The following is a 22,007-nucleotide window of genomic DNA, read 5'->3' on the forward strand; positions in this document are numbered from 1 at the left end:
CCTCATCCACCATTGAACGGATGGCTGCGGACAGCCTCGCGCTCTTCCTCTGTCATCGTCACCCGGTCGTAGTGGCGCGACATGATGTTCACGAGCGCCTGCCAGTCTGGCGGAAACAGCGTCTCCTGCAGGTGCGCGAACTCGGTGTGGATTTCGTTCCAGTCGCCTTCGTCGTTGGCCTTGCTGAACCGCTCTTCGGCATCTTTCAGCATGTCGTCTGGGTTGGTGAACTCGGCCTTTGCCGGCGCCGGTGCGGCTTTGCTTGCGGCCGGCGGCGGCGGCGGCGCGCCGAGCTCTTCCTCGACCAGCTCGCCAGTCTCGCCATCGAAAACCTCGCCGTCGATCTCGACTGCCTTGTCGGTCGGCGCAGCGATCTTCGCGGTTGGCGCCGGCGGCGGTGCTGGCGGCATGGTTGCCTCATGCTCAATCAGCGTGCGGCCTTCCATCTCTTCGGCCGCGTACATTGAGCCGACTTCCTCGGGGAACGCCTTGCGCAGCGCCGCGGCCTCGACGCACTTGTCCAGCTGGCCGCGCGGGCGCTTGCCCCACATGTCGTTCGGCACTTCCATCTTGCCGAGCGAGGCGTAGGTTTCTTCCCAATAAATCTTGGTGTGGAAAGCAGCCTTTTCGCCGTGGACCCAGCGATAGACGACGACGCTGGCCCACTCGGGATAGCAAACCTTCTTGGTGAATTTCTCGGTGCCGACCTTGCGTTGGTTCTCCCACTTGTCCTTTTCGCCGGTGAACTCCCGCTCGATCATAGGCCCGAAGATCACCTCGTCGATGCCGCCATAGTCGCCGGTGCGCGCCGCCGTGGTGCGGATTTCCGATATGCCAGGCCAGACCGATTCCACCATCCGCTTGAGCGCTGACGAATACATCGGCACGATGTGGACCGGCTTTTTGTAGATATCGAGCTTGCGGGCGCGGCAGTAGGACAGCGCCATGGAGATAGCCTCGACGGTCTGCGCCGCCGGGAATATCTGATCGACGAGAACCCGCCACTCAGCGGCCCCGATGTCAAATTCCTTGGCGAGCGACGCGGCGATCGGCAAGCGGGAAGGCTGTAGGACAGTGACGGCGTTCATTGTTGCGGTTCCTCTCGCGTGGCGGGTTTCAGGCGGCAGCCTGGTCGGGATGATTTTTTGCGTAATGAATCGCTGGCTCTGGCAGGATCCCGAGCGCCAGCATCTTGCGGAAGACGTCGGCTGTTGCTCGAGCATCGCAGCCGGCATCGTGGGCGCGCTGGTTGGTGATGCCGAAATGCGCGCAGATGTCGGACAGTTTCGGGTAGCCGCCCTTGCCGCTGGCCTTCTTGACGCCAAGCTTCATGCTCGACCGCATCAGGCAGATGTTCAGCGTCTTCTCGAAGCGATCGTCGAGGGCAGCACGGCGAAGCTCGCCGCGCATCTGCTTGCAATCGAACTGCGCATGGTAGGCGACCATGACGTAGCCGGCGTCGACGACGCGGGCATACTGGTCGAGCACGTCGAGCACCGAGGCGCCATGCTCCTGCAGGAACTCGGTGGTCAGGCCGTTGGCGGCGGTTGCCTCCGGCGTCATCTCCCAGCCGTCGGGCTTGACGAACAGGTCGATCGCGCGTTCCTCGACGAGGTTATCGTCGAGCAGCACGATGCCGAGCTGCGCCAGGCGCGGCTGGCTCGGATGATCGGCTGGCACTGGCTTGCCGTCAGCGTCCTTGAAGATGAAGAACCCATTGGTCTCGGTGTCGAAAATTGCATATTTGGTCATATGGCTTCTCCTGGTGAGGTTGTCGGCTGGCGGGATTCGATCAGCGCCCAAAGCCGGTCAAAATTTGCGTCCGGCATGCGGATCGCTTCACGGAAGGGGTTTTCCATGAACGAGCCGACCTGATCGCGGTCGGACGCTTCCGGCGTGCCCCAGTTCTCGTCGATGACGCCGGCCTCACGCAGCCGGGTTTCGTTGAGGTTGAGCAGGACGCGCAAGGCGTTGTGAAAGCGGCGCTGTTCCATCAGAAGTCCTCTTCCATCGCCAGTGCATCGAGGTCTTCCGCCGTGACGGGCCGCATGCACACCGGGCACAATTCATCGGGATCGATGAAGCCGGTGTCGTTGCATTCCTCGCAACGTAACTCCGGCTCTTCGTCGCAGTCGTCCCAAGGCGTGCGCGTCTTCCAAGCGTCATAGCCGGGCAGGTCCATCACGCGGCCCGCCGCTCTTCGACTGCCTTCATGCCAGCAATCTCGACGCCGGACTTCGCCGCGCGGTTGGCGAGCGTCTGGATGATTTCGCGGACCTCGGGACGGTCCTTGAGCGCCATCACCAGCGCGTCGTAGTCGGTGATCTCAGCCGTGACGAAGGTGCGCAGCGAAACCTTGGCACCGGTGCGCACGCAGGCCAAGCGCTGGCTGTGCCGCAACGATCTGTTCTATCTGCTGACCGTCGGCTGCAAGCGCAAGGACATCAACCGCGACTGGCTGTTCGATCGCTGCCGCGATGTCGAGCGCAGCCCCAACGGCAACCTCGATCTGTGGGCACGCGAGCACTACAAGTCGACGCTGATCACCTTCGGCCTGTCGCTGCAGGATATCCTGGCCAGTCATGGCGATGATCCGGAGACGCGCTACGGCGGGCGCGAGGTGACGATCGGCATCCTGTCGTTCAACCGGCCAACGGCCAAGGCGTTCCTGCGCCAGATCAAGTTCGAGGTCGAGCAGAACGAAGAGCTCAAGGCGCTATTCCCCGACGTGCTGTGGCCCAACCCGCAATACGACGCGCCAAAGTGGTCAGAAGACGATGGCCTGATCTTCCGGCGCAAGACCAACCCGAAGGAAGCAACCGTCGAGGCGCACGGCCTGGTCGACGGCCAGCCAACCGGCAAGCACTATTTCATCCGGGTGTACGACGACGTGGTGACGAGGGAATCGGTCGGCACGCCCGAGATGATCCTGAAGACCACCGCGGCGTGGGAACTCTCGGACAATCTCGGCACCGATGGCGGCTGGGTCCGCACCATCGGCACCCGCTATCATCTGTTCGACACCTACTCGGTGATGGTCGAGCGCGGCATACCAGCCCGCACCCATCCCTGCACGTCGGACGGCTCCGAGGATTTTACCAAGGCTGTGCTGCTGTCATCGACGGCGCTGGCCGACAAGCGGCGCCTGCAAGGTCCTTACACCTTCGGCGCGCAGATGCTCCTCAATCCCGTCGCCGATCGGCAGCAGGGGTTCAAGGAGGAATGGCTCAAATACTGGCCGGCGACGAGGGCACACAACCTCAACGTCTACATCCTCGTCGACCCGGCTTCGAAGAAGAAGAAGTCCAGCGACTACACCACGATGATGGTGATCGGCGTAGGCGGCGACGGCAACTACTACGTCCTCGACATGGTGCGCGACCGGCTCAACTTGACGGAGCGGCAAAAGACCCTGTTCCGCCTGCATCGCCAGTGGAAGCCGCGTGTCGTCGGCTACGAAGAATACGGCCTGCAGGCCGACATCGAGCACCACAAGACCAAGATGGACGACGAGAACTACCGCTTCGAGATCATCGCGCTCGGCGGCTCGATGGCCAAGGAAGACCGCATCAAGCGCCTGGTGCCGAAGTTCGAGAGCGGCATGGTCTATCTGCCCGAAAGCCTGGTCAAGACCGACTACGAGGGCAAGGCCATCAATCTGGTCCGCGCCTTCGTCCAGGACGAATACACCGCATTCCCGGTCAGCGCCCATGACGACATGCTCGATTGCATGGCGCGGATCCTCGACGAAGACATGCCTATCGCCTTCCCGATGCCCGACGAAGAGGTCGAACTGCCCAAGTGGATGCAGGACATCGAGGGCGAGATGGCCGGCGGCGGCTGGGAAACAGCCTAGAAACCAGGAGACAACCAAGCCTTGCTGTCGATTTCACCAAAGAGCTACGACGAGATCTTCGGCAACGGCTGGCACGTCGGTGGCGTCGAGATCAGGAAGCGTTTTACCTATGTCGAACTGACGACGTCGCCGGTTGGCGTGCTCGTGCCGGAGTTTATCGGCCAGACGGCGTTCGATACGGTCGGCAAGGTCTACTACACGTCGACAGGACTGACGGCGAGCGACTGGACCGCCTCGGTCGCACAAGGCAGCGTTCCCAATATCTACCCGACGGATGCGTCCATCCCCGCCATTTCCGTGCCTGTCGGCGTCAATTCGTTCATGACCCAAGGCCACGCCACGGTCGGCGACAAGGCCGGCTATATCGGCTGGAAGTTCTCGGCGGATGAGCCGGGGCACCCCGGCAAGCTCTACACCAACAACAATCGTTGGTTCGAGGTGATGCCGAATGGCATGGGCATGCTCAATGTTGAGGCGATGCCCGGCGCTGACCTCTCAGTGCGGTTCGGGGCGGCTTCCGAAGCGGTGCTGGACATGCGGGAAACCGACAGTGCGGCATCGTGGTTTAGGAACTGCCGGGGCATTCTCGTACCGCCCGGCGTTTACGATCTTGCCGCACCAATGGAGCTGATCACTCGGCCGAACGTCCATATCAACGGCAGGGGTGCCGAGATCAGGAACCTCGGGGGGGCCTTCTCGTGCTTCCGCATGATCAACTCCCCGTTGTCCGTCATTGAGGGCCTGCGGTTCAATATGCGGAACAACTCTCTTGCGGAAGAGGCCATCCACATTGCCGGCATGAACTCCTATGTGCCCTTCATTGACTGTGCCGTGCAGGCCAACACGCCTAATGCTGGCTTCGCTGCGGTTCGTATGCAGCAGGGCGATGAGGCCGGGCTTGATGCAGACGACCGCAACAAAGGCAACTATTGGGTCACGTTTCAGCGGTTTTGGACTAGAGTTTTCCAAGGGGCTGACGTTGGCCGGATCCCTATCGGCTTCGACATCCAGGCATGCCAGAACGCGGTGTTCTTTGACGATTGCCGCATCGCCAGCGCCGCCACGGGTATCCTCGTCCATGCACAGGACGGCTCCGCACTTGGTGGCGGTCCCAACGACATCCACATGCACAACGTCAAGTTCGAAGGCGGCACAGGGTCAGCCTTCAAGATGATTGGTAACGAGGGCGCCTCGACTCTCAGTATGAGCGGCGGCTCCATGATCTCTTGCCGCTTCGAGGCTATCAACGCGTGCGCGGAGGTGATTGGCCTCACTGCATCACCGCAGGCCCCCATGACGATGATGGGCAACGAGGTGATTTCCAGTGTGCCGAACTACATCCTCGGCGACAAGAACAACTTCAACATCTACGACAGCATCTGGACGCCTGCTATCTCGCCCCGCATCCTTACGCGGAATGGCTTCGAACTCCCGGCCTTCTCTGGCAACGGCAAGGGCGTCTTGCGGCTTGGCCCGAAGGGCGCTGCCGATGGCGGCTCTCTCGCGCTCGAACGCACGGACGGCGTGACGATCGACGGCAAGATATCCCAGCGCTCAGGCGGCGGCATGGAAATCGACGGTGGCACGGTCGGGATCGTCAGAGCGAAGGACCTGCGCGCGCTGTCGGGCAGCACCACACATGGCGCCAATCTGCGCGGGACCGTCGCCGAGCCGGCATCGGGCACGACCGTAGCCGTGACCTTCGCCAACGCCGAGCCGGATGCCAGTTACTTCATCCTGCTCCAGGCGCCAGATGGCCGTGATCTGTGGGTGACAGCCGCGAGCAAGACGACGGCAGGCTTCGAGATCAGCACCACCGCGGCTTTCGCGGCGGGCGGGAATATCGTGTGGATGCTCATCCGGTAGGGCCTAAACTGCCGAGCTTTGCCATTGCCTAAATAATTGGCAGGCCCTATACCCACCAGCGGGCAATTATTCTTGGGGTGGGGCAGGGGACGTGGAGCACGTAACACCGGGTAATATTAGCTATCAGAGATTAACGGCTCTGTTCTGGCTTACCGTCTATGTCGTTTGCTTCATGCACGCTTATATCAGGTGGGGAACAGTAACGTTTTTCTATCTCGGCTTGTGGTACAACTACGATCTCGTCAATGCCTTGTTGGCCTACAGCATCATAGCCTTGTTCGGTTGCATACTTCCTGTATCGATCACCCGGTATTCTGACTTCGCCTGCTGGATCATTTTCCTGATCATCTTCATTCCGGCGATATTGTGCATCTCTGTCCAAGGGTTCGAATCGTTTAGCGCCCCCGGCCTGATGCTGTCATTGACGATATCGTTCCTGTTTATGATCTACATTCCGAGAGTTCTTGTTTTTCGCCAAGGTGTCATCACGCAACGCCTTCAAGCTGATCGGTTCCTGTTTCTGTTCATGGGGGTCTATTTCGCTGCGGTTGCGTTTTATTTCTACGAGTTCAGGGGAATGCTGAGGTTTTCCAGTCTTGAATCGCTGTACACTCAGCGCGCTCTATTCGCTGCGGCTGCCCCGAGTACACTCGCCCTATATCTCACGGGATGGCTATCGAACGCGATGAACCCTTACCTGTTGGCCGTAGGCATGTTCGACAGGTCAAGGAGATGGTTGCTGCCGATAGCCATTGCTGGTCAGGTCCTCGTCTTCATGGCCTTCGCCGGCAAGGTCATGCTGGTCATGCTGTTCGTGGTGGTCGGGTTTTACATCTTCGCGGTCAAGAATGGCCGCATCGTGGTTTCGCGGCTTGCCTTTGGAGCGGCGGCGCTGGGCATGCTGGTTTCCGCGATCCTCATCGTTACCGGGGATCGGCCGTCAGGAGTTGCTTTTGACGTGGTTTCGACCATTTTCATGCGGACTCTCGCCTTGCAAGGGGCAATGGTAGGGGTTTACGCCGACGTGTTTTCCGACAGCCCTCTAACCTATTGGTCACATTCGAATATCCTCAACCTGTTCATCCAGTATCCCTATAAGGTGCCGTTGGGGTTTGTCGTTGGCATCCGGCTTGCAGGCGGCGACGGCTTCAACGCCAATTCGAGCTTTTGGGCAAGCGACGGGCTGGCGGCGTTCGGCATGGTTGGGGTGATGATCGTCGGGATTGTCTTCGGCGTGCTGCTCAGTCTGGCAAATAAAGTGGTGACGCGTGCGCGGCTGGCCTTCGCTGCAACAGTGTCGCTGCCGTTTCTCATGCAGGAGGCGAATATCCCGTTGCTCACCGGCCTCGTTACCGGAGGCGGGTTGTTCATGGTGGCGATGATTGCCTATGGCATGCCAAGCCCGAAGATGCGCAGGATGGTGCCGTACGGCCCGCGGCGCGGCTCATTGGCCGCAAGGCAGTTCGCGGGTCAACTGAAAGAGCGCCTCGCCAGGTAATGCGGAAACTGTGGTTCATCGCCTTTTTTGCCCTATTCGCGACCGGCTTCCTGGTTGTGATTTCAAGGATGGGCGTTGACGTGAGGCACGTCGAAGTGGAGCCGGCCGCGCCTAAGCCTATGACCGGCAGGCTCACGGTCCGCTCGTTAGACGACATGTCGCTCTATACCACGTACTACACGAAGATTGTCCTGTGCGGCGTCGAACCAAGACCGGGAGTGTCGGCAAGAGACGCGGCGACAGCGGTGCAGACGTTTCAAGGGAACACCCTCACTTGCAAGCCTGTCGGGCTGGGAACGCCTTGCGACGGCAGGACGGCGCCGAAATTCAATGGCGCAATCGTCGTGCAATGCTTCCTGCCTGATGGCACCGATCTTGCGGCAAAACTGGTAGAAATCGGGCTGCTCTGCGGCCTCCCAGCCCAAGCTGGCGGGACCTACAAAGCCTGCCCCCGCTAACCCAGACTCATCAACAGAGTGACAACCGTTGAGGCCGCCCAGGCCGCAACGCCGCCTGCCCATGTCTGGGCACAACCCAAAGGAGATACTCAAATGCCCATGTCGGAATCCGCTTACGACGAAATCTACGGCTCGGCCGACCACGTCAAAGGCGCGCAAATCAAAGACCGCATGACCTACTCGACGAGCGCCGCCTCCCCGTCTGGCGTCACCACGCCGACCTTCATCGGCAAGTGGCATTTCGATACCGCCGCCGCTCACTTCTACATCTCGACCGGCCTGACCAACACCGACTGGAAACAGGTCACCGCCTGATCCGGCGAAACGGAGGGACGCAGTCATGACCCTTAGCAGTGGAACGGATCGGTCCGGCGCCATCACCACCGGTGGCACGGCGCAGGCGCTTGTTGCAGCCAACCCTGACCGCCGTGGCCTCACCGGGCAGAACATTTCCACCGGCGATCTCTGGATCAACGAGACCGGTGGAACCGCTGCGGTCGACACCGCCGGGTCCTACAAGGTCCCGACCAACTCGATGTTCGAGATCGAGACGGTCTTCGCCATCTCGATCATCGGGGCAACGACCGGCCAGAAGTTCACTGCGACGGAGTGGTAGGCGATGAAGATCCGGCAAATATTCACCGATCTGGCCAACCTGCCGGCGATCATCTGGAACAACGTCGCCACGACCTTCACGGCGCTGAGGGTTAGTGTCACCGACACGGCGAGCGCGTCCGGCTCGTTGCTATTCGACTTCCTGGTTGGCGGCGTCAGCCAGGCCAGCCTCACCAAGGCCGGGCGCCTGACCGTCAATCAGTTGTATATCACCAACGCCGGATTCATAAACCTGAATGCCTCGCTCACGGCGGTTCTGATCGGTGAGGCGGCGAACACCATCGGCATGCGCAACGGCGCCAGCGCGCAAATCTTCCGCGTCTACAACACCTTCACCAGCGCCACTAATTACGAGCGCCTGTCGATTTCATGGGCATCGAACGTCTGCACCATCAAGGCAGAGGCGCAGACCGGGACGGTTCGGCCGCTGCAGATCAAGTTCACGCCGCAGACCGTGGCAACACTGCCCGCAGCCGCCACGGCCGGCGCTGGCGCCCGCATGTTCGTGTCGGACGCAACCGCGCCCGCATTCGGCTCGGCGGTTACCGGCGGCGGCGCCGTCAATGTGCCTGTTTATTCCGACGGCACCAACTGGATGGTCGGCTAATCCCGCATGAAATACGGCCCAACCCCGACCAACAAACTGCCGGAGCAGGACCAGACGAAAGTCATGCTCCTTGCCGAACGGCATCAGCGCGCGTCGTGGGCCCACAACAAATGGGCCGAAGGCGCCAAGGTGGCGGTCGACTTCTTCGAGGGCAGGCAGTGGACGGCCAAGGCGCTGGCCGACATGGCGGCGCAGAAGCGGCCGGCGCTGACCTTCAATGTCATTGCGCCGCTGGTGCGCCTCATTCTCGGCTACCAGGCCAACAACAAGACCGACATCGAGTTCAAGCCCGGCTCGGACTCGCGCTCGAGCGACGAGATCGCCGAGGTATTGAGCCGCCTGGAAAAGAGCGTCGCCATCGGCTGCGGCCTGAAATTCGTCGACGGCGAGGTGTTCCTCGACGGCATCGTTGCCGGCCGCGGCTTCTACAAGACCGTGCTGGACTTCGAGAAGAACGATCTCGGCGAGATCAGCACGACGGCGCAGGATCCGTTCGCGACCTACATCGACCCGGATTGCGACACCTACGACCTCAACGATTCGGCCGCCTTCATCCAGACAGCCAAGATGGTCTCGATCGACGAGATCGAGGGCACGTTCGGCAAGGCGGTGGCTGGGCTGGTGCGCCCCTTCACGCAAGGCGCCACGCCCGTAGCGCCGGTCACCTCGATGATGGTCGGCGACGAGGTCACGCCGGTTCGCACCTTCGGCCAGCGCGACGAGAACGCCAACGAATGGTGGGATAGCTTTTACGGCACCATGGGCGATTTCGTCGACACCTACCGCAAGACGATCAAGATCATCCAGTCAGAGCACCGCGTCACCGAGCAGCGTAACGTCTGCATCGACCTTGAGACAGGCGACAAGAAGGTGCTGCCGCTCGATTGGGGCCGGGACCGGATCGAGAAGATCATCTATTACGGCCAGTCAGTCGGCAACCCGCTGATCGTCGAGCGCCGCCAGGTCACCCGTCTGCAGTGCACGACGATGGTCGGCGACATGCTGTTGCACGACAAGGCGTCGCCCTACGATACCTATTCGATCGCCGGCTATTTTCCGTATTTCCGCCGCGGCATGACGCGCGGCGCGGTCGAGGACCTGATCGACCCGCAGAAGGAGAAGAACAAGCGCCGCTCGGTCGAGGTCGAGGTGACATCGAAGCTGTCGAACGGCGGCTGGTCCTATCACGAGAGCAGCTTGGACCCGGTGCAGGAGCGCAAGCTCAAGAATTTCGGCGCCTCGCCCGGCTACATGATGAAGTGGAAGGGCGATCACGAGCCCAAGCAGATGTCGCCGGCAGCGCCCGCCATGGCGCATGAGCGCCTGGAACAGAAGGCGCAGGACGACATCCGCACCATATCTGGCATCAACGAGAGCGCGCTTGGTGAACTCGACCGGGTGCAGTCCGGCAGGGCGATCGAGGCGAGGCAGCGCCAGGCAGTCATCGCCATCCAGCTCTACATGGACAATTTCTCGCGCTCGAAAACCATCTTGGGCGGCAAGCATCTCGAATGCTTCCAGAACCACTACACCGAAAAGCGCATGTACCGGGTGCTCGGCGAGGACGGCAAGTTCACGCAGATCCTGATCAACGAGATGCAGACCGACCCGGCCAGCGGCATCAAGCGCATTCTCAACGACATCACCGTCGGAAAATATTCCGCCATAGTCGACGAGCAGCCGCTTTCGGCGACGTTTGCCAATGCGCAGTTCGAAGAGATGATGACCTTGCTGGAAAAGATGGGACCAGCGCTCGGCCCGTTCATCCCGGCGCTTGCCGACCTGATCGTCGACATGTCGTCGCTGCCGCGCAAGTCCGAATGGATCGAGCGGCTGAAGAGCCTTACCGGCCAGCCGCCGCAGCCAGGGATGCCCGGCGCCGTGCCGCCCGGCGCACCAGGTGCACCGCCGCAACTACCACCGCCCGCTCCCCCGCAGGCGCCACAACCCGGCCCAGCCGGTTAACCTTGAGAGGAAACCGCAATGTCCCGCAAAGTGCAGATCGTCAATCTTGAGAAGCCCGAATCCGAGCGCGACGTGGTCGTCACCAACGAGAGCGGCGAGGCGCAGACCATCCGCCCCGGCCGCACGCTCGACCTCGATGTCGGGCACGGCAGCTACCTTGCCGTTGCCGGGCGCCACATGGTGTTCTCCGGCGAAGATGCGCGTCCAGTTGAAGACGGTGAGTTTCAGACGCCGGTTGATCTGGGCCCGGCAAACCCCGTGGTCGACCCCGTGTTTGATGCAGACGATCAGCCGGCCTTTGAAGTGCATGACAAGGCGACAGGGCATATCTGGAAGGTCTACGCTGACGGGCGCACCGAAGGGTTCCCCGCCGACGTGTTGATCTTCAACCGTATCCCGAGTGTCGCGCGCGCCGCACAGTGGAGCGAGGAAGAGATCGTCGCCATGATGGCAGCAAACCCTGATGCTGCGCCTTTGGAACCGAACCGGATGACGCCTTTGCTTAAGGCGCGCAAGCCGGCCGCCAAGGTTAAGGCGCGGGCCAAGAAGTGATGCACCGCCTTCCCGACGAGCGTCTGATCACGCCGTTCATGCTGCGGCGCTTCGAGCGCGAAGCTGTGCTCGAGGGCGGGCAGGGCTGGCACTACGCCATCATGCAGCGCGACAATGGCGAATTCATCGACCACAACCCCGGCTCGCCGGAGCTCGCGCCAGACCAGATGATGTTTGCCCGCGACCTGCTCTCCCTGCTCAACCGCGACCTGCACCACGACGGCGCATGGGTGATTGTGTTCACGCATCCGGTGCCAGGCAACTCGGTGCTGCTGATCCATGCCGAATACCATCGCATGTGCATCATCTTCGTCGACGCTGACGGAGATCCGCAGTTCACAGCCGATTGGGTTCATGGCGAGAGCGAAGAATTGGATTTCGCCGACGTCATGCTGTCCGGCCGCGAATCCTGGGGCCAGCGCTGCGAAAGCGCATGGCAGTTATGGAAAAAGCTGATGGTCGAGGTGATCGACCCGGCCGAGGGCCAGACCTTCAAGCGTGCGCAGGGGCAGCAGCCCACCGCGCACTGACGACCGCGCCTCGACGGTATCGAGGCAAGAGCGCCGCCGGCTCCAACGGGCGTCTTCCGCATGATCCGGCGATACAGGATCGAAGTGCCGCCGACTTCACGGGCGTTTCCGCACCATCACGCGACAGGAGATGAAGACTATGGCCGATCAACTCGGACAGGACCTTATTGCGCCCGCAATCGAGGATTTGGCAGCATCGACGGCACTTTCCAGTGTGCCGCCCGTAGCGGTGCCAGACGATCTCGACGATCTCGAACTCCAAAACGCCAAGGCAGCCGCTCAAGCCGAGGAGGCCAAGCCAGCCGCGTCACCGGAGCCAGGGAAAGAAACACCGGCAGCAGCAGCCGCGCCGGGCGCACCAGCAAAGCCTGCGGCACCGCAGGAGCAACCCGCTCCCGCCGTGATCCCCAAGGCCCGCTTCGACGAGGTGCTTGGCAAGAACGACGAACTGGTTCGCCAGAACGCCTATCTTGCTGGACAAGTCGAAGCGCTGAAAGTGAGAGGACCGGCAGCGCCTGGACCAGCGGCAACACCTGCCGCACCGGCCCAGCCAGCCGCAGCAGACCGCCTCATCGCGGTCGGCACGCAGATCGACACGCTCGCCAAGCGGTACGACGCAGGGGAAATCTCCTACGCCGAACTGAAGACGCAAGAGCGCGCTCTCACCAATCAGGAGCAAGCGATCCGCGAGGAGATCCTTCTCGCCAAGGTCCCAAAGCAGACGCAACAGCAGCCGGCCACGGCAGACCTTTATCTCGACCAGCTCACCGCTGACCTCGAGGCGAAGCACCCGTATCTGGCGGCGATCGAAAGCGACATGGATTTCGACTGGCTCGTCAACAAAGCCAAGGAGTCCTTCGCTGCCGAGCGCATCGAACTGCCGAAGGGGCCGGTTGGCAACCTGCGGCTGCGCGAGCGCATTGCAGTCCTCTCCGATCGATACGGCCCGATGCTGACGGGCAAGACGCTGGCAGCCACCCCGGCGCCAGCGCCGGCCACACCTGCCGCCCCCGGCCTCAGTCCAGAAGCTGCGGCACGGGCAGCCAAAATCGCCATGCAAGGGGATATGCCCCCGAACGTGGCGTCGATGACGGGTTCCGCAGGCGAAGTGATCTCGGAAGCCTCCATCGAAAACATGAGCGACGACGACCTGGCAGCTTTGCCGATCGCGACGCGACAACGCTTCCTCGGCATCACCACCTAGAAATAGGAGGACTTCAATGTCCGCTACTGACTTCGGCGCCCTCACCATCGCTCAGAAACGAGTGTGGGCCGCAGAAACCTGGCAAGCCGGCCGCGACGAGTCGTTCTGGTTTGCCAACGGCTATATCGGCAAGTCCGATTCCGACATGAACTCCGTCATCCAGCGGGTGACGAAGCTCACCGAGACCGAGCGTGGCCTCGAATGCGTCATGCAGCTCGTGCAGGACCTTCAGGGCGACGGCGTCGTCGGCGACAACGAACTCGACGGCAACGAAGAGGCGATGATCAACGACGCACAGGTCATCCGCATCGACCAGCTTCGCCACGGCACCAAGTCCAAGGGCGAAATGGCCGAGCAGGCGACCGTCATTCGGTTCCGCGCGCAGTCCAAGGAAAAGCTGGCGTTCTGGCTTTCCGACAAGATGGACGAACTGATGTTCCTCACCTTGTCGGGCCGGGCCTACACGCTCAAGACGAACGGTGCGACCCGCACTGGCTCGCAGCTTCCCTCGCTGCGCTTCGGTGCCGACGTGGCCGCTCCCTCGACCAACCGCATCCTCTATGCGGGTGCTGCGACGAGCGAAGGCTCGATCACCTCGTCGGACAAGATGTCGTGGTCGGTCATCGTGCGCGCCAACACGCAGGCCGCTGAAAAGCGTCTTCGCCCGATCCGCTCGGGCGGCCGCAGCTACTATGTGATGGTCATCCATCCGCGTCAGCGCCGCGACCTGGTGCTCGACCCGACCTACCAGACCATCATGCGGACCGCCGAAAAGACCGGCTCCGACAACAAGCTGTTCACCGGCGCCATGGCGACGATCGACGGCACCATCATCTATCAGCACAACAAGGTGTTCAACACGTCTGGCCTTGCTTCGGCCAGCAAGTGGGGCGCCGGTGGCCTGATCGATGGTGCGCAGGCGCTCTATCTCGGCGCCCAGGCCGGCGGCATTGCCACGATCGGCAACACCTTCTGGCGTGAAAGCGACAAGACCGACTACGGCAACCGGCCGGGCATCGGTTCGGGCCGCAAGATCGGCATGCTGAAGCCTCAGTTCAAGTCGATCTACGACTCGAACAACCGCGAGGACTTCGGCACGATCGCCGTCAAGACCGCCGCCGCGGCTTAATCCGCACCCGTGATCGCGACCGGGCGGATGGTCTGCCCGGTCCCCTTCAATCCCATTTTCGGAGACTACGAAAATGCTTCGTCAACTCGAATACCGCATCCAGTTGAAGGATGCGAACACCCTCGAGGCGATCATCACCGCAGGCGGCAAAGCCTTTGTTGCCGTCAACGGCGATGCGCTGAAAGCCACGCTGAAGGATGTGGACGGTGCGGCGCTTGCCAACCCGATCTCGCTGACGCGCGGCTTCATCAACTTCTTCACCGCCGAAACCGTGCTTCTGGTCGATCTCTATATCCAGGCGCCCGGCGGCCAGTTCATCGTGGTGAAGAACGTCAAGCCGTCCGGCCCGAATGAAATCCTCGTCGGGACGGGCCGTAACCAGTGCATGGTGATCCCGTGGGCCGCGGCTGACATTACTGCCGCGACCGAGACGGCGACCGGCTTCACCGTGCCTTCGGGCCTGATGCTGCCGACGCCGTTCGTCAACGTCACGGCCCTCGATGCCGCCGCAACCATAGACGTCGGCACGCTCTCGACCGACACCGGTGACGCCGATGGCTATATCGACGGCCTTTCGGTCGCGGCAGCCGCGCTTGTCAAGGCGTCGGTCATCGCGACCGCCGACACCATGGGGGCGCTGTTTAAAGTACTGGACTCGGCCAATGCCGGCGACGATGCGCCGGAAGGCAATGTGTCGATGGCTGGCAAGTCCATCACTGTCACCACCTCGGCCGGTGCCGACACCGGCAAGGGCTTCATCCACCTGCCTTACCTTCTGGCCGCGTAGTTTTCCTCCTACGCGACCGGATGCGGGGGGCCGGGCATCTTCCCATGGATGCCCGGCTGCCCCTCCGCTCCAAATTCCCCATGCTCCCCGCAACAGGAACCAGACCAATGACCACGGAAACCGTGAAGAAGACAGACGACGGCATGATGTTCGTCCTCGACATGACCGCGACGCCGAGCGGCGGGCCGCGTGAGCACGACATGCTGGTCGACGGCGTCGTGCGCACGATCAAGTTCGTACCAGGCAAGCCCAACAAGATGCCGCGCGAGATCGCCGTCAAATTCCTCAAGATCAGCACCGCCTTCAAGCTGACCGATGCCAACGGCACCGTGCTGCCATGGCGCGGCGTGCCAAAGCAGCCCGACGAATTGCAGGCCGGCGAGAAACTGAAACTCGCGCCCGACGAGACCATCGCCAATTTCCATGACCTGCACGATCAGGCGCTATGGCTGCGCGCCGTCGAGTTCCCCGGCGGCGAGAAGGTCGCCGAGAGTGGTGACCGCGAGGCGATGATCGCCTTCATCGTGGCGGCGCTCGCCGAGCGCAAGAAGATCAACAGCGTCAACGAGGCCAATCCGGACGAATGGACGCCGCCGGCCGACGACGAAGACGCGGCGTAAGCGCAAACAATGTCGCGCGTCCTCAAAGCCAAGGAAATCTGCGAGCGCGCGCTTCGCATGATCGGGAAGTTCCCGACCACGGAGAGCGCGCCCGACGGCGAGGATCTGCGCGAGGCGCTGTTTTGGCTGGACATGGTCATGGCGGAAGTCGCCGGCACGACCAGGCTGTTCTTCCTCATCCCGGCCAGCATCCGGCTAACGCTGGTTGCCGGTCAGCAGCCCTATCTCCTGTCCGACGAGATCACGGCGTTTCCCGACAACGGGTTTCAGTTCCCGGTCGCGGCATGGCTGGAAGACGCCAACGGCAACCGCACGCCGCTGGAAATCGTGGCGCGCGATACATGGCTGGAAAAGTCGTTGCTCTCGACCCCCGGCACGCCTTGCGAGGTCTATATCGACCGGCTGCCCGATCCGACGCTCTACACCTATCCGACCATCGATGCGACCGACACCGACGTCTGGACTGTCGTGCTGGATTTTCAGAGCTATGCGCCCAACGTCGCGCCGGCTGGCGTCAGCGGCACCAGGCCGCAGGACTCGGTCGAGACGCTGTTTCGCCAGGCATGGCAGCGCTGGCTGACCTACAAGCTGTGCGTCGACATCGGCGGCGGCGCCGTCGTCAAACTGCCGGAAAATAGCCTTGCCCGCTTCGAGCGCGAAGAACTCAAGGCGCGCGGCGCGCTCGAAGCCTTTGAGAACCGCGAGCACGACACCGAGCCACCCACTGTCGAACCCTTTGGAATGGAGGATTGCTGATGGCCAGCCTGCGCAGCGCGATCCCTGATTTCCAACTGGCCAACCCGATCTATGTCGGGGCGACCGCGACGTTCTTCAACATCGATGTCGACGGCAACAAGTTGACGACGCTGGCGACGCTCTACGCCGGCCCGACCGGCTCGACCACCGCGAGAAACCCGCAGACGCTCGACGGCGACGGCAAGTTCGAGGCGCCGGTCTATATTTCGGATCCTGTGATTGCCGAGATCAGCGGCGCCTCGGTCGCCTCGCACGATACCGGCGTCATCCAGGTGCGCGGCACCTACAAGGGCAATTACCTTGCCGCCACGATCTATTCCTCGTCCGACCTGGTGCGCGACAGCCTGACCGGCGACGTCTATGTCGTCAGCAACGATTACCTCGCCGTCTCGCTCGCCGCCGACATCCTGGCCGGCAATCTTGTGATCATGGTCGAGATCGCGCCGATCTCCGCGGTTGCAAGCGCCGCAGCGGTGGCAGCGGCAGCCAGCGCCGCAGCGGCAGCCGCCAGTGCGGCGACCGCCTCCAACGCTGAAATGCCGACGGTTCCCGTGGCGCTCGACTATGTCCGGCGCAACGCCGGCAACACGCAGTACGAGAACCGCACGCCGCTCGAGATGAACGACGATGCGGCTGTTGTCGCGGCCAACATCTCGTCGGGCACCACCACCGATCTGTCGACCATGACCGGGCGCACCGGCAATCTGACCGGCGGCGCGACGATCACCTCGTTCGGCACGCTTGCCGCCGGCGTCGAGCGCGAGCTCACGCTCACTGGCGCGCCGACCTTCACCCACAATGCGACAAGCCTGATCCTGCCCGGCTCAGTCAACATCGTTGGCGCCGCGGGCGATATCATCCGGCTGCGCTCGCTCGGCGCCGGCAATTGGGTCTGCACCCGCTATCAGCGCGCCAGTGGCGAACTGACGTTCAATACGATCACGCAACCGACGCTGGTCCTGAAACAAAGCGCTACGCCGACGCCAACCGCCGAAGGCGAAGTGTGGTGGGACACCGACGACAACGTCCTGGTCATGGGCGATGGTGCAGGGCAGAAGATTTTTGTCCCGCTGCCGGCTTCGACCGCGGCCGGCGATCTGCTCTATCTCTCCGGCGCCAAGGCCTACACCCGCATTCCGAAGGGTGCCGCAGGCCAAAGGCTGCGCATGAACCCCGGCGCTACCGCTCCCGAATGGGGCGGCGGCATCGGCACGCCTGCGGCGGCCACATCCGGGACCTCGATCGACTTTACCAGCATTCCGGACGGGACGAGGAAGATCACCCTGTCATGGTCCGGGCTGTCCATCTCCGGCACCTCGCTGCCAATGGTCCAGATCGGCGACAGCGGCGGAATCGAGGCGTCCGGCTATCTCGGCACCGCCGGGCAGATCACAGGCTCCGACACGACCAGCTCGGCAGCCCACACGACAGGGTTTGGCATTCTCGGCGCGATCACCGCGGCCAGCATCCTGCACGGCGCCATGATCCTCACGCTGCTCGATGCTTCGACCAACACTTGGGTCGCATCGACAACAGGCAGCCGGTCCGACACCACGATCGTGACCTTCGGCGGCGGCTCGAAATCCCTGTCGGCAACGCTCGACCGGATCCGCCTGACCACGGTCGGCGGCACCGACACCTTCGACGCCGGCAAGGTCAACATCCTCTACGAATAGGCAAAAACCCATGGCATCCATCCGTCTTTCCGAGTTCGATACGTGGCGCCCTGGCTATGGCCTGGCGACGGTCACCATCGTGCGCGCCGGAACGGACAACCTTGCCTTGGTCTATACCGACGAAAACCTGCTCAATGCCGCGGCCAACCCGCAGACCTTGCTCGAGCACATCGAAAACAATACCTCCTACGGCAAGTGGGCCGCACCGCTTTATGTCGGGCAGGCCGTGGAATTGCAGATCGACAGCGTCGACCAGACCGGCATCATCAATCCGGCGATCACCTCACTGGCAGGCGAGGACGGCAGCCTACTTGTCGTCACCGTGCCGTCAGGCGGCGATTCGCACACATTGGCCGAATATCTCGCTCGCCGCATCGACGTGCGCGACTATGGCGAGTTCCTCGCCGTCGGTGCCGTCGGTGCCTCGGCCGCGACCAACACCGCAACCTTGCAGGCCGCCCTCGGCGTCGCCGGTGCCGCAGGTGGCGGCTTTGTCGAGTTGCCGGCTGGCTTCTACACCGTCAATCCGTTCTCGCTGGCCGAAAATGTCGTGGCACGCGGGCAGGGCAGGGGCGCCACCACGCTGCAATGCAACCAAGCCAGTCGCGTCTGCACCATTGCCGGTGATCGCGCCGGCCTCTCCCGGCTGACGCTGGACGGCATCTCGGTCGTCGCCGGATCGGTCGGCCTCTATTCCGTCGCCCGCGACCAGATCGTGCTCGACGATGTCGAGATCAAGCGCTTTGCCGCCTCAAAGCACCTTCGCGGCGGCGAAAACATCGTCTGGAACAAGCTCTTCGTGTCCGACTGCGCCGACGGCTCGAAACTGCATGGCGATCTCGATGCCGGCGATTCCGGCCTTGGCAAGCGGCTTGGTAACGTCCGCTGGATCGGCGGTCGCGTCGATCTCTGCTCGATCACCGGCATCGACGTCCAGTACATCGACGCGCCGTGCGGCCAGATCACGCTGGAAGGCGTCGAGTTCGACACCAACACCGGCACCGGTCTGAAGATCGTCGGCGCCCGCGGCATCACCATCATCGATCCCGTGTTCACCGGCAACACGGTCGATCTCGACATTGCCGACGCCACGCCGCTCGATGGCGACAATAGCATCGCCAACATCCATTTCCTGCGCGGTCGGATTTCCGGCGGCGAAATGAACCTTGCCGATACGCTGGAAAACGTCGTCTTCGAAGGCGTCGAGATCGACGACGTCGACATCACCCTGACCAGCCCAGGCAACAATGTGCTGGCGCTCGACTGCCGCGAGATCAACGACGTCACCTTGGCCGGCACATCGACAGCGTGGACCCGGTCTCGCACCATCGACAAGGGCGAGAGCTACGGCGTCACCACATCGAACGGCGCCACCAAGGCATGGGCGATCGCGCTCGACCCCGGCCAGCGCGTGTTCCTCACTGCAAAAGTTGTCGGCCGCCAGCAGAACGGCGTCAATGACGGGTTCTATTTCGTCGCTGTCTCTGCCAAGCGCGCCGGCTCGGCGCTGGCCTACGACACGCAGACCGGCAATTTCACCGTTGGCAACGTGCTGACCGGCGCCACCTCCGGCGCCACCGGGCGCATCACCGCCGACGCCGACGGCGGCGCCACCGGCACGCTGACCCTGCAGGACATCGAGGGCGTCTTCGTCGACAACGAACTGATCACCGATGGTTCGGGCGGCTCCGCCCTCGCCAACGGTGCGCTGGTGGCGGCTAACGCTGCCCTCGTCGGCACCAACACCGACGTCCGCGCCGTGCAGGAGAGCAATGCCAATTGGGCCTGCGTCTTCGCCGCCAACGGCTTTGAGATCGAGTTGCGCGTCACCGGCGACACGGCGCAGACCGTCGAATGGACGGTCGAGGTCGAGGTCGTGTCGTCGTAATGGAGGACTGGACGCCGCTACCCATCGATAAGCCGGTCTATGCCAATGCCGATCCGGACTCGGTCATCGGCTACCAGACCGCGATGGAGAACGGCTTTCTCAACGACCAGGGCGTGCAGATCAGGTTCCCCGGCTTTGTCGAGTTTGCCGAGCTCGCCGACAATGGCCGGGTCTATCTCAACGATCTCAACGGCGATCTGATCGCATCAACCAGCAAGGGCGCGGTCTATCGCGTCAATCGGGCCGGCGGGGTGTTCCGCATTCCAGGCGTGCCGGTATCGGGCGGCCGACGCACCATCTTCTCCAAGACCGACCGCGAACTGGACATGGCGGCCGGCGGGCCGATCATCCGGCTGCGCACCGACAAGACCGAGCTTTTGAGCGTCGATGCGCCGCTCGCCTCCCATGTCGGCTGGCTCGACGGCTTTACCATCGCAGCCGAGGTCAACTCGGGGCGCTTCTATCATTCAGGCGCCGGAACACCGGATCAGTGGGATCCGCTCGATACCTTTGCCGCCGACGGCAGCGCCGACAACATCAACGCCATGATCGTCACGCCCTTCCGCGAGATCATGCTCTCTGGCTCGGCCTCGATCGAGCAGTTCGAGCGCAACCCCGGCGCCGACGTGCCGTTCTTCCGCCGCTGGTCGGTCGGCGAGGGCGTTTCGCTGCCCTATGCCATGATCTTTGCCGACAATGCGGTGTGGACCATGAACAGCCAGACCGAACTCATCCGCTTTTCGGGGCAGATTTCCGAAGTCGTTTCGTCGGCCATCGGCCTGTTCTTCGAGCAGATCGACGACTGGACCGATGCCTGGATCGGTGGTTTCCCCGACAAGCCCATGCATGTGCTGGGGCAAAAGTTCCTGCTGCTGCAAGCGCCGATGGCGACAAACCCTTATGGAACCAAGGGCTTGACGTTCCTGTTCGATTATAAGAACCGCCGCTGGTCGACGCTCTATGGCTGGGACGATCTGACCGGAACACCGATCCGCTGGCCTGGCTGGTCGCACTGGCGGCTGTGGGACCGCATCTTCATCGGCGGCGAGGGCAAGATCTACGAATTGCAGATCGGCACTTTCAGCCATGACGGCGCGACGCAGCGCTGGCTGGTGCGGACCTCGCACATGGCGTCCGGCAACCAGGTGCAGGTCAAGGGGCTGCGCCTGCAATTGAAGCGCGGCATCGGCTCCAACACCTTCGATCCGCAGATCAGCGTGCGCTGCAGCCGTGACGGCAAGCCGTTCGGTACCCGCATTCGCCGCGGCCTGGGCAAGGCCGGGCATCGTTTGCAGATGGTCGAGTTCGGCGCCTTCGGCATCGGCTCGACCTTCCAGTTCGAAATCACCTGCTCGTCAGACTGCGACGTCCAGTTGATCGGTGCCGGCGTCAAGACCGAGGCGATCGGGCACTGATGGCCGATAAGGTCCCGCAGCCGCCGCGCCTGACCGGCGATAACGGCAAGGACATCATCGCCATCATCGACTGGCTGACGGCGTTCGCCATGTCGCAAAACGTGGTCAACGTCGACAATACCAACGTCGCTCCGACCACAACCCAGATTGTCGCAGCCGGCGCACTGCTGGCGACCGCCGTCGTCGACGAAGACAACATGGCCTCGAACAGCGACACGATGGTGCCGACGCAACAGAGCGTCAAAGCCTATGCCGACGCCATGGCTGGGATAGACGCGATCAGCGGCATCATCCAAGTTCCGGCCGATGGCACCTATCTGCTGGTGGTCAAGGTTCCGTTCGGTCTCACCATCGTCGAGACGGTGACCAAATGCACCTCCGGCACCTGCACCGCGGCATTCAAGATCGACGGCGTTGCCCTTGGCGGCACGGCCAACGCGGTTTCTTCGGTCGAAGATGCGCAGGCTCAAGCCACGGCCAATGTCGCGGCGGCAGGCACGGATATCTCGGTGACGATCTCTGCCAACGCGGTGTGCTCCGGCATGAGCTTCACCATCAAATACAGCCGCGTGCCGGCCTGATGCA

At 62.6% G+C, this 22,007-nt stretch carries 24 protein-coding genes; 19 read left to right on the top strand and 5 right to left on the bottom strand.

Features of this window, described 5'->3' with window-relative positions:
* Positions 1-2: 2 nt before the first annotated feature.
* From bet to NKI25_RS18675, 5 genes are read right to left on the bottom strand one after another with little or no spacing between them, the layout of a single operon-like run.
* Positions 3-1,088, bottom strand: a complete 1,086-nt coding sequence (gene bet, locus NKI25_RS18655) for a phage recombination protein Bet (RefSeq protein ID WP_352998957.1) — start codon at positions 1,086-1,088, stop codon at positions 3-5.
* 28 nt (positions 1,089-1,116) lie between these two features.
* Entirely contained in the window at positions 1,117-1,752 is a 636-nt protein-coding gene (locus NKI25_RS18660) for a 3'-5' exonuclease (RefSeq protein ID WP_352998959.1), read from the bottom strand.
* On the bottom strand, positions 1,749-1,994 hold the full coding sequence (locus tag NKI25_RS18665; protein WP_352998961.1) for a hypothetical protein: 246 nt from the start codon (positions 1,992-1,994) through the stop codon (positions 1,749-1,751). Before NKI25_RS18665 ends, NKI25_RS18660 begins: the two co-directional genes overlap by 4 nt.
* Positions 1,994-2,185: a hypothetical protein gene (locus NKI25_RS18670; protein WP_352998963.1), complete on the bottom strand. Its 192-nt coding sequence runs from the start codon at positions 2,183-2,185 to the stop codon at positions 1,994-1,996. The genes NKI25_RS18665 and NKI25_RS18670 overlap by 1 nt, the downstream gene beginning before the upstream one ends.
* Entirely contained in the window at positions 2,182-2,373 is a 192-nt protein-coding gene (locus NKI25_RS18675) for a hypothetical protein (RefSeq protein WP_352998965.1), read from the bottom strand. Before NKI25_RS18675 ends, NKI25_RS18670 begins: the two co-directional genes overlap by 4 nt.
* Here NKI25_RS18675 and terL point away from each other — a divergent pair.
* The 19 genes from terL to NKI25_RS18770 all read left to right on the top strand — a co-directional run bounded on the left by terL (position 2,366) and on the right by NKI25_RS18770 (position 22,003).
* Entirely contained in the window at positions 2,366-3,856 is a 1,491-nt protein-coding gene (gene terL, locus NKI25_RS18680) for a phage terminase large subunit (RefSeq protein ID WP_352999039.1), read from the top strand. The two genes, NKI25_RS18675 and terL, sit on opposite strands and share 8 nt — an antisense overlap.
* 21 nt (positions 3,857-3,877) lie before the next feature.
* Entirely contained in the window at positions 3,878-5,722 is a 1,845-nt protein-coding gene (locus NKI25_RS18685) for a hypothetical protein (RefSeq protein WP_352998967.1), read from the top strand.
* A 91-nt stretch (positions 5,723-5,813) separates the two neighbouring features.
* Entirely contained in the window at positions 5,814-7,220 is a 1,407-nt protein-coding gene (locus tag NKI25_RS18690; RefSeq protein ID WP_352998969.1) for a hypothetical protein, read from the top strand.
* Entirely contained in the window at positions 7,220-7,678 is a 459-nt protein-coding gene (locus tag NKI25_RS18695) for a hypothetical protein (RefSeq protein WP_352998971.1), read from the top strand. The genes NKI25_RS18690 and NKI25_RS18695 overlap by 1 nt, the downstream gene beginning before the upstream one ends.
* 93 nt (positions 7,679-7,771) lie before the next feature.
* The gene (locus NKI25_RS18700) at positions 7,772-7,993 is read left to right on the top strand and encodes a hypothetical protein (protein ID WP_352998973.1); all 222 of its coding nucleotides are present in this window, start codon (positions 7,772-7,774) and stop codon (positions 7,991-7,993) included.
* 25 nt (positions 7,994-8,018) lie between these two features.
* On the top strand, positions 8,019-8,294 hold the full coding sequence (locus NKI25_RS18705; protein WP_352998975.1) for a hypothetical protein: 276 nt from the start codon (positions 8,019-8,021) through the stop codon (positions 8,292-8,294).
* A 3-nt stretch (positions 8,295-8,297) separates the two neighbouring features.
* Complete coding sequence (locus tag NKI25_RS18710; RefSeq protein WP_352998977.1) at positions 8,298-8,900, top strand: hypothetical protein; 603 nt, start codon at positions 8,298-8,300, stop codon at positions 8,898-8,900.
* A 6-nt stretch (positions 8,901-8,906) separates the two neighbouring features.
* Positions 8,907-10,865 (top strand): portal protein, encoded by a 1,959-nt coding sequence (locus NKI25_RS18715; protein WP_352998979.1) that lies wholly within the window; start codon positions 8,907-8,909, stop codon positions 10,863-10,865.
* Between the two features lie 18 nt (positions 10,866-10,883).
* The gene (locus tag NKI25_RS18720; protein WP_352998981.1) at positions 10,884-11,417 is read left to right on the top strand and encodes a hypothetical protein; all 534 of its coding nucleotides are present in this window, start codon (positions 10,884-10,886) and stop codon (positions 11,415-11,417) included.
* Positions 11,418-11,455: 38 nt separating this feature from the next.
* Entirely contained in the window at positions 11,456-11,947 is a 492-nt protein-coding gene (locus NKI25_RS18725) for a hypothetical protein (RefSeq protein ID WP_352998983.1), read from the top strand.
* A 139-nt stretch (positions 11,948-12,086) separates the two neighbouring features.
* Entirely contained in the window at positions 12,087-13,151 is a 1,065-nt protein-coding gene (locus NKI25_RS18730; RefSeq protein WP_352998984.1) for a hypothetical protein, read from the top strand.
* Between the two features lie 16 nt (positions 13,152-13,167).
* The gene (locus NKI25_RS18735) at positions 13,168-14,280 is read left to right on the top strand and encodes a N4-gp56 family major capsid protein (protein ID WP_352998985.1); all 1,113 of its coding nucleotides are present in this window, start codon (positions 13,168-13,170) and stop codon (positions 14,278-14,280) included.
* Positions 14,281-14,353: 73 nt separating this feature from the next.
* The gene (locus NKI25_RS18740) at positions 14,354-15,067 is read left to right on the top strand and encodes a hypothetical protein (protein WP_352587428.1); all 714 of its coding nucleotides are present in this window, start codon (positions 14,354-14,356) and stop codon (positions 15,065-15,067) included.
* A 107-nt stretch (positions 15,068-15,174) separates the two neighbouring features.
* Complete coding sequence (locus NKI25_RS18745; protein ID WP_352998986.1) at positions 15,175-15,687, top strand: hypothetical protein; 513 nt, start codon at positions 15,175-15,177, stop codon at positions 15,685-15,687.
* A gap of 9 nt (positions 15,688-15,696) precedes the next feature.
* The gene (locus NKI25_RS18750) at positions 15,697-16,443 is read left to right on the top strand and encodes a hypothetical protein (protein WP_352998987.1); all 747 of its coding nucleotides are present in this window, start codon (positions 15,697-15,699) and stop codon (positions 16,441-16,443) included.
* On the top strand, positions 16,443-18,119 hold the full coding sequence (locus NKI25_RS18755) for a hypothetical protein (protein WP_352998988.1): 1,677 nt from the start codon (positions 16,443-16,445) through the stop codon (positions 18,117-18,119). Before NKI25_RS18750 ends, NKI25_RS18755 begins: the two co-directional genes overlap by 1 nt.
* 10 nt (positions 18,120-18,129) lie before the next feature.
* Complete coding sequence (locus tag NKI25_RS18760; RefSeq protein WP_352998990.1) at positions 18,130-20,007, top strand: hypothetical protein; 1,878 nt, start codon at positions 18,130-18,132, stop codon at positions 20,005-20,007.
* Positions 19,974-21,422: a hypothetical protein gene (locus NKI25_RS18765; protein ID WP_352998992.1), complete on the top strand. Its 1,449-nt coding sequence runs from the start codon at positions 19,974-19,976 to the stop codon at positions 21,420-21,422. Before NKI25_RS18760 ends, NKI25_RS18765 begins: the two co-directional genes overlap by 34 nt.
* A complete protein-coding gene (locus NKI25_RS18770; RefSeq protein WP_352998994.1) occupies positions 21,422-22,003 on the top strand; it encodes a hypothetical protein in 582 nt (193 codons plus the stop codon). Before NKI25_RS18765 ends, NKI25_RS18770 begins: the two co-directional genes overlap by 1 nt.
* Positions 22,004-22,007: the final 4 nt, after the last annotated feature.

It is taken from the genome of Mesorhizobium sp. M0808 (assembly GCF_040320025.1).
Classification (GTDB): Bacteria; Pseudomonadota; Alphaproteobacteria; order Rhizobiales; family Rhizobiaceae; genus Mesorhizobium.

Bases quoted from the DNA above. Each gene is read 5' to 3' on its own strand.
- NKI25_RS18710 (WP_352998977.1), top strand. From the start codon at position 8,298: ATGAAGATCCGGCAAATATTCACCGATCTGGCCAACCTGCCGGCGATC.
- NKI25_RS18730 (WP_352998984.1), top strand. From the start codon at position 12,087: ATGGCCGATCAACTCGGACAGGACCTTATTGCGCCCGCAATCGAGGAT.
- NKI25_RS18705 (WP_352998975.1), top strand. From the start codon at position 8,019: ATGACCCTTAGCAGTGGAACGGATCGGTCCGGCGCCATCACCACCGGT.
- NKI25_RS18760 (WP_352998990.1), top strand. From the start codon at position 18,130: ATGGCATCCATCCGTCTTTCCGAGTTCGATACGTGGCGCCCTGGCTAT.
- bet (WP_352998957.1), bottom strand. From the start codon at position 1,088: ATGAACGCCGTCACTGTCCTACAGCCTTCCCGCTTGCCGATCGCCGCG.
- NKI25_RS18725 (WP_352998983.1), top strand. From the start codon at position 11,456: ATGCTGCGGCGCTTCGAGCGCGAAGCTGTGCTCGAGGGCGGGCAGGGC.
- NKI25_RS18740 (WP_352587428.1), top strand. From the start codon at position 14,354: ATGCTTCGTCAACTCGAATACCGCATCCAGTTGAAGGATGCGAACACC.
- NKI25_RS18660 (WP_352998959.1), bottom strand. From the start codon at position 1,752: ATGACCAAATATGCAATTTTCGACACCGAGACCAATGGGTTCTTCATC.
- NKI25_RS18765 (WP_352998992.1), top strand. From the start codon at position 19,974: ATGGACGGTCGAGGTCGAGGTCGTGTCGTCGTAATGGAGGACTGGACG.
- NKI25_RS18750 (WP_352998987.1), top strand. From the start codon at position 15,697: ATGTCGCGCGTCCTCAAAGCCAAGGAAATCTGCGAGCGCGCGCTTCGC.
- NKI25_RS18720 (WP_352998981.1), top strand. From the start codon at position 10,884: ATGTCCCGCAAAGTGCAGATCGTCAATCTTGAGAAGCCCGAATCCGAG.
- NKI25_RS18715 (WP_352998979.1), top strand. From the start codon at position 8,907: ATGAAATACGGCCCAACCCCGACCAACAAACTGCCGGAGCAGGACCAG.
- NKI25_RS18700 (WP_352998973.1), top strand. From the start codon at position 7,772: ATGCCCATGTCGGAATCCGCTTACGACGAAATCTACGGCTCGGCCGAC.
- NKI25_RS18745 (WP_352998986.1), top strand. From the start codon at position 15,175: ATGACCACGGAAACCGTGAAGAAGACAGACGACGGCATGATGTTCGTC.
- NKI25_RS18695 (WP_352998971.1), top strand. From the start codon at position 7,220: ATGCGGAAACTGTGGTTCATCGCCTTTTTTGCCCTATTCGCGACCGGC.
- NKI25_RS18665 (WP_352998961.1), bottom strand. From the start codon at position 1,994: ATGGAACAGCGCCGCTTTCACAACGCCTTGCGCGTCCTGCTCAACCTC.
- NKI25_RS18735 (WP_352998985.1), top strand. From the start codon at position 13,168: ATGTCCGCTACTGACTTCGGCGCCCTCACCATCGCTCAGAAACGAGTG.
- NKI25_RS18755 (WP_352998988.1), top strand. From the start codon at position 16,443: ATGGCCAGCCTGCGCAGCGCGATCCCTGATTTCCAACTGGCCAACCCG.
- NKI25_RS18770 (WP_352998994.1), top strand. From the start codon at position 21,422: ATGGCCGATAAGGTCCCGCAGCCGCCGCGCCTGACCGGCGATAACGGC.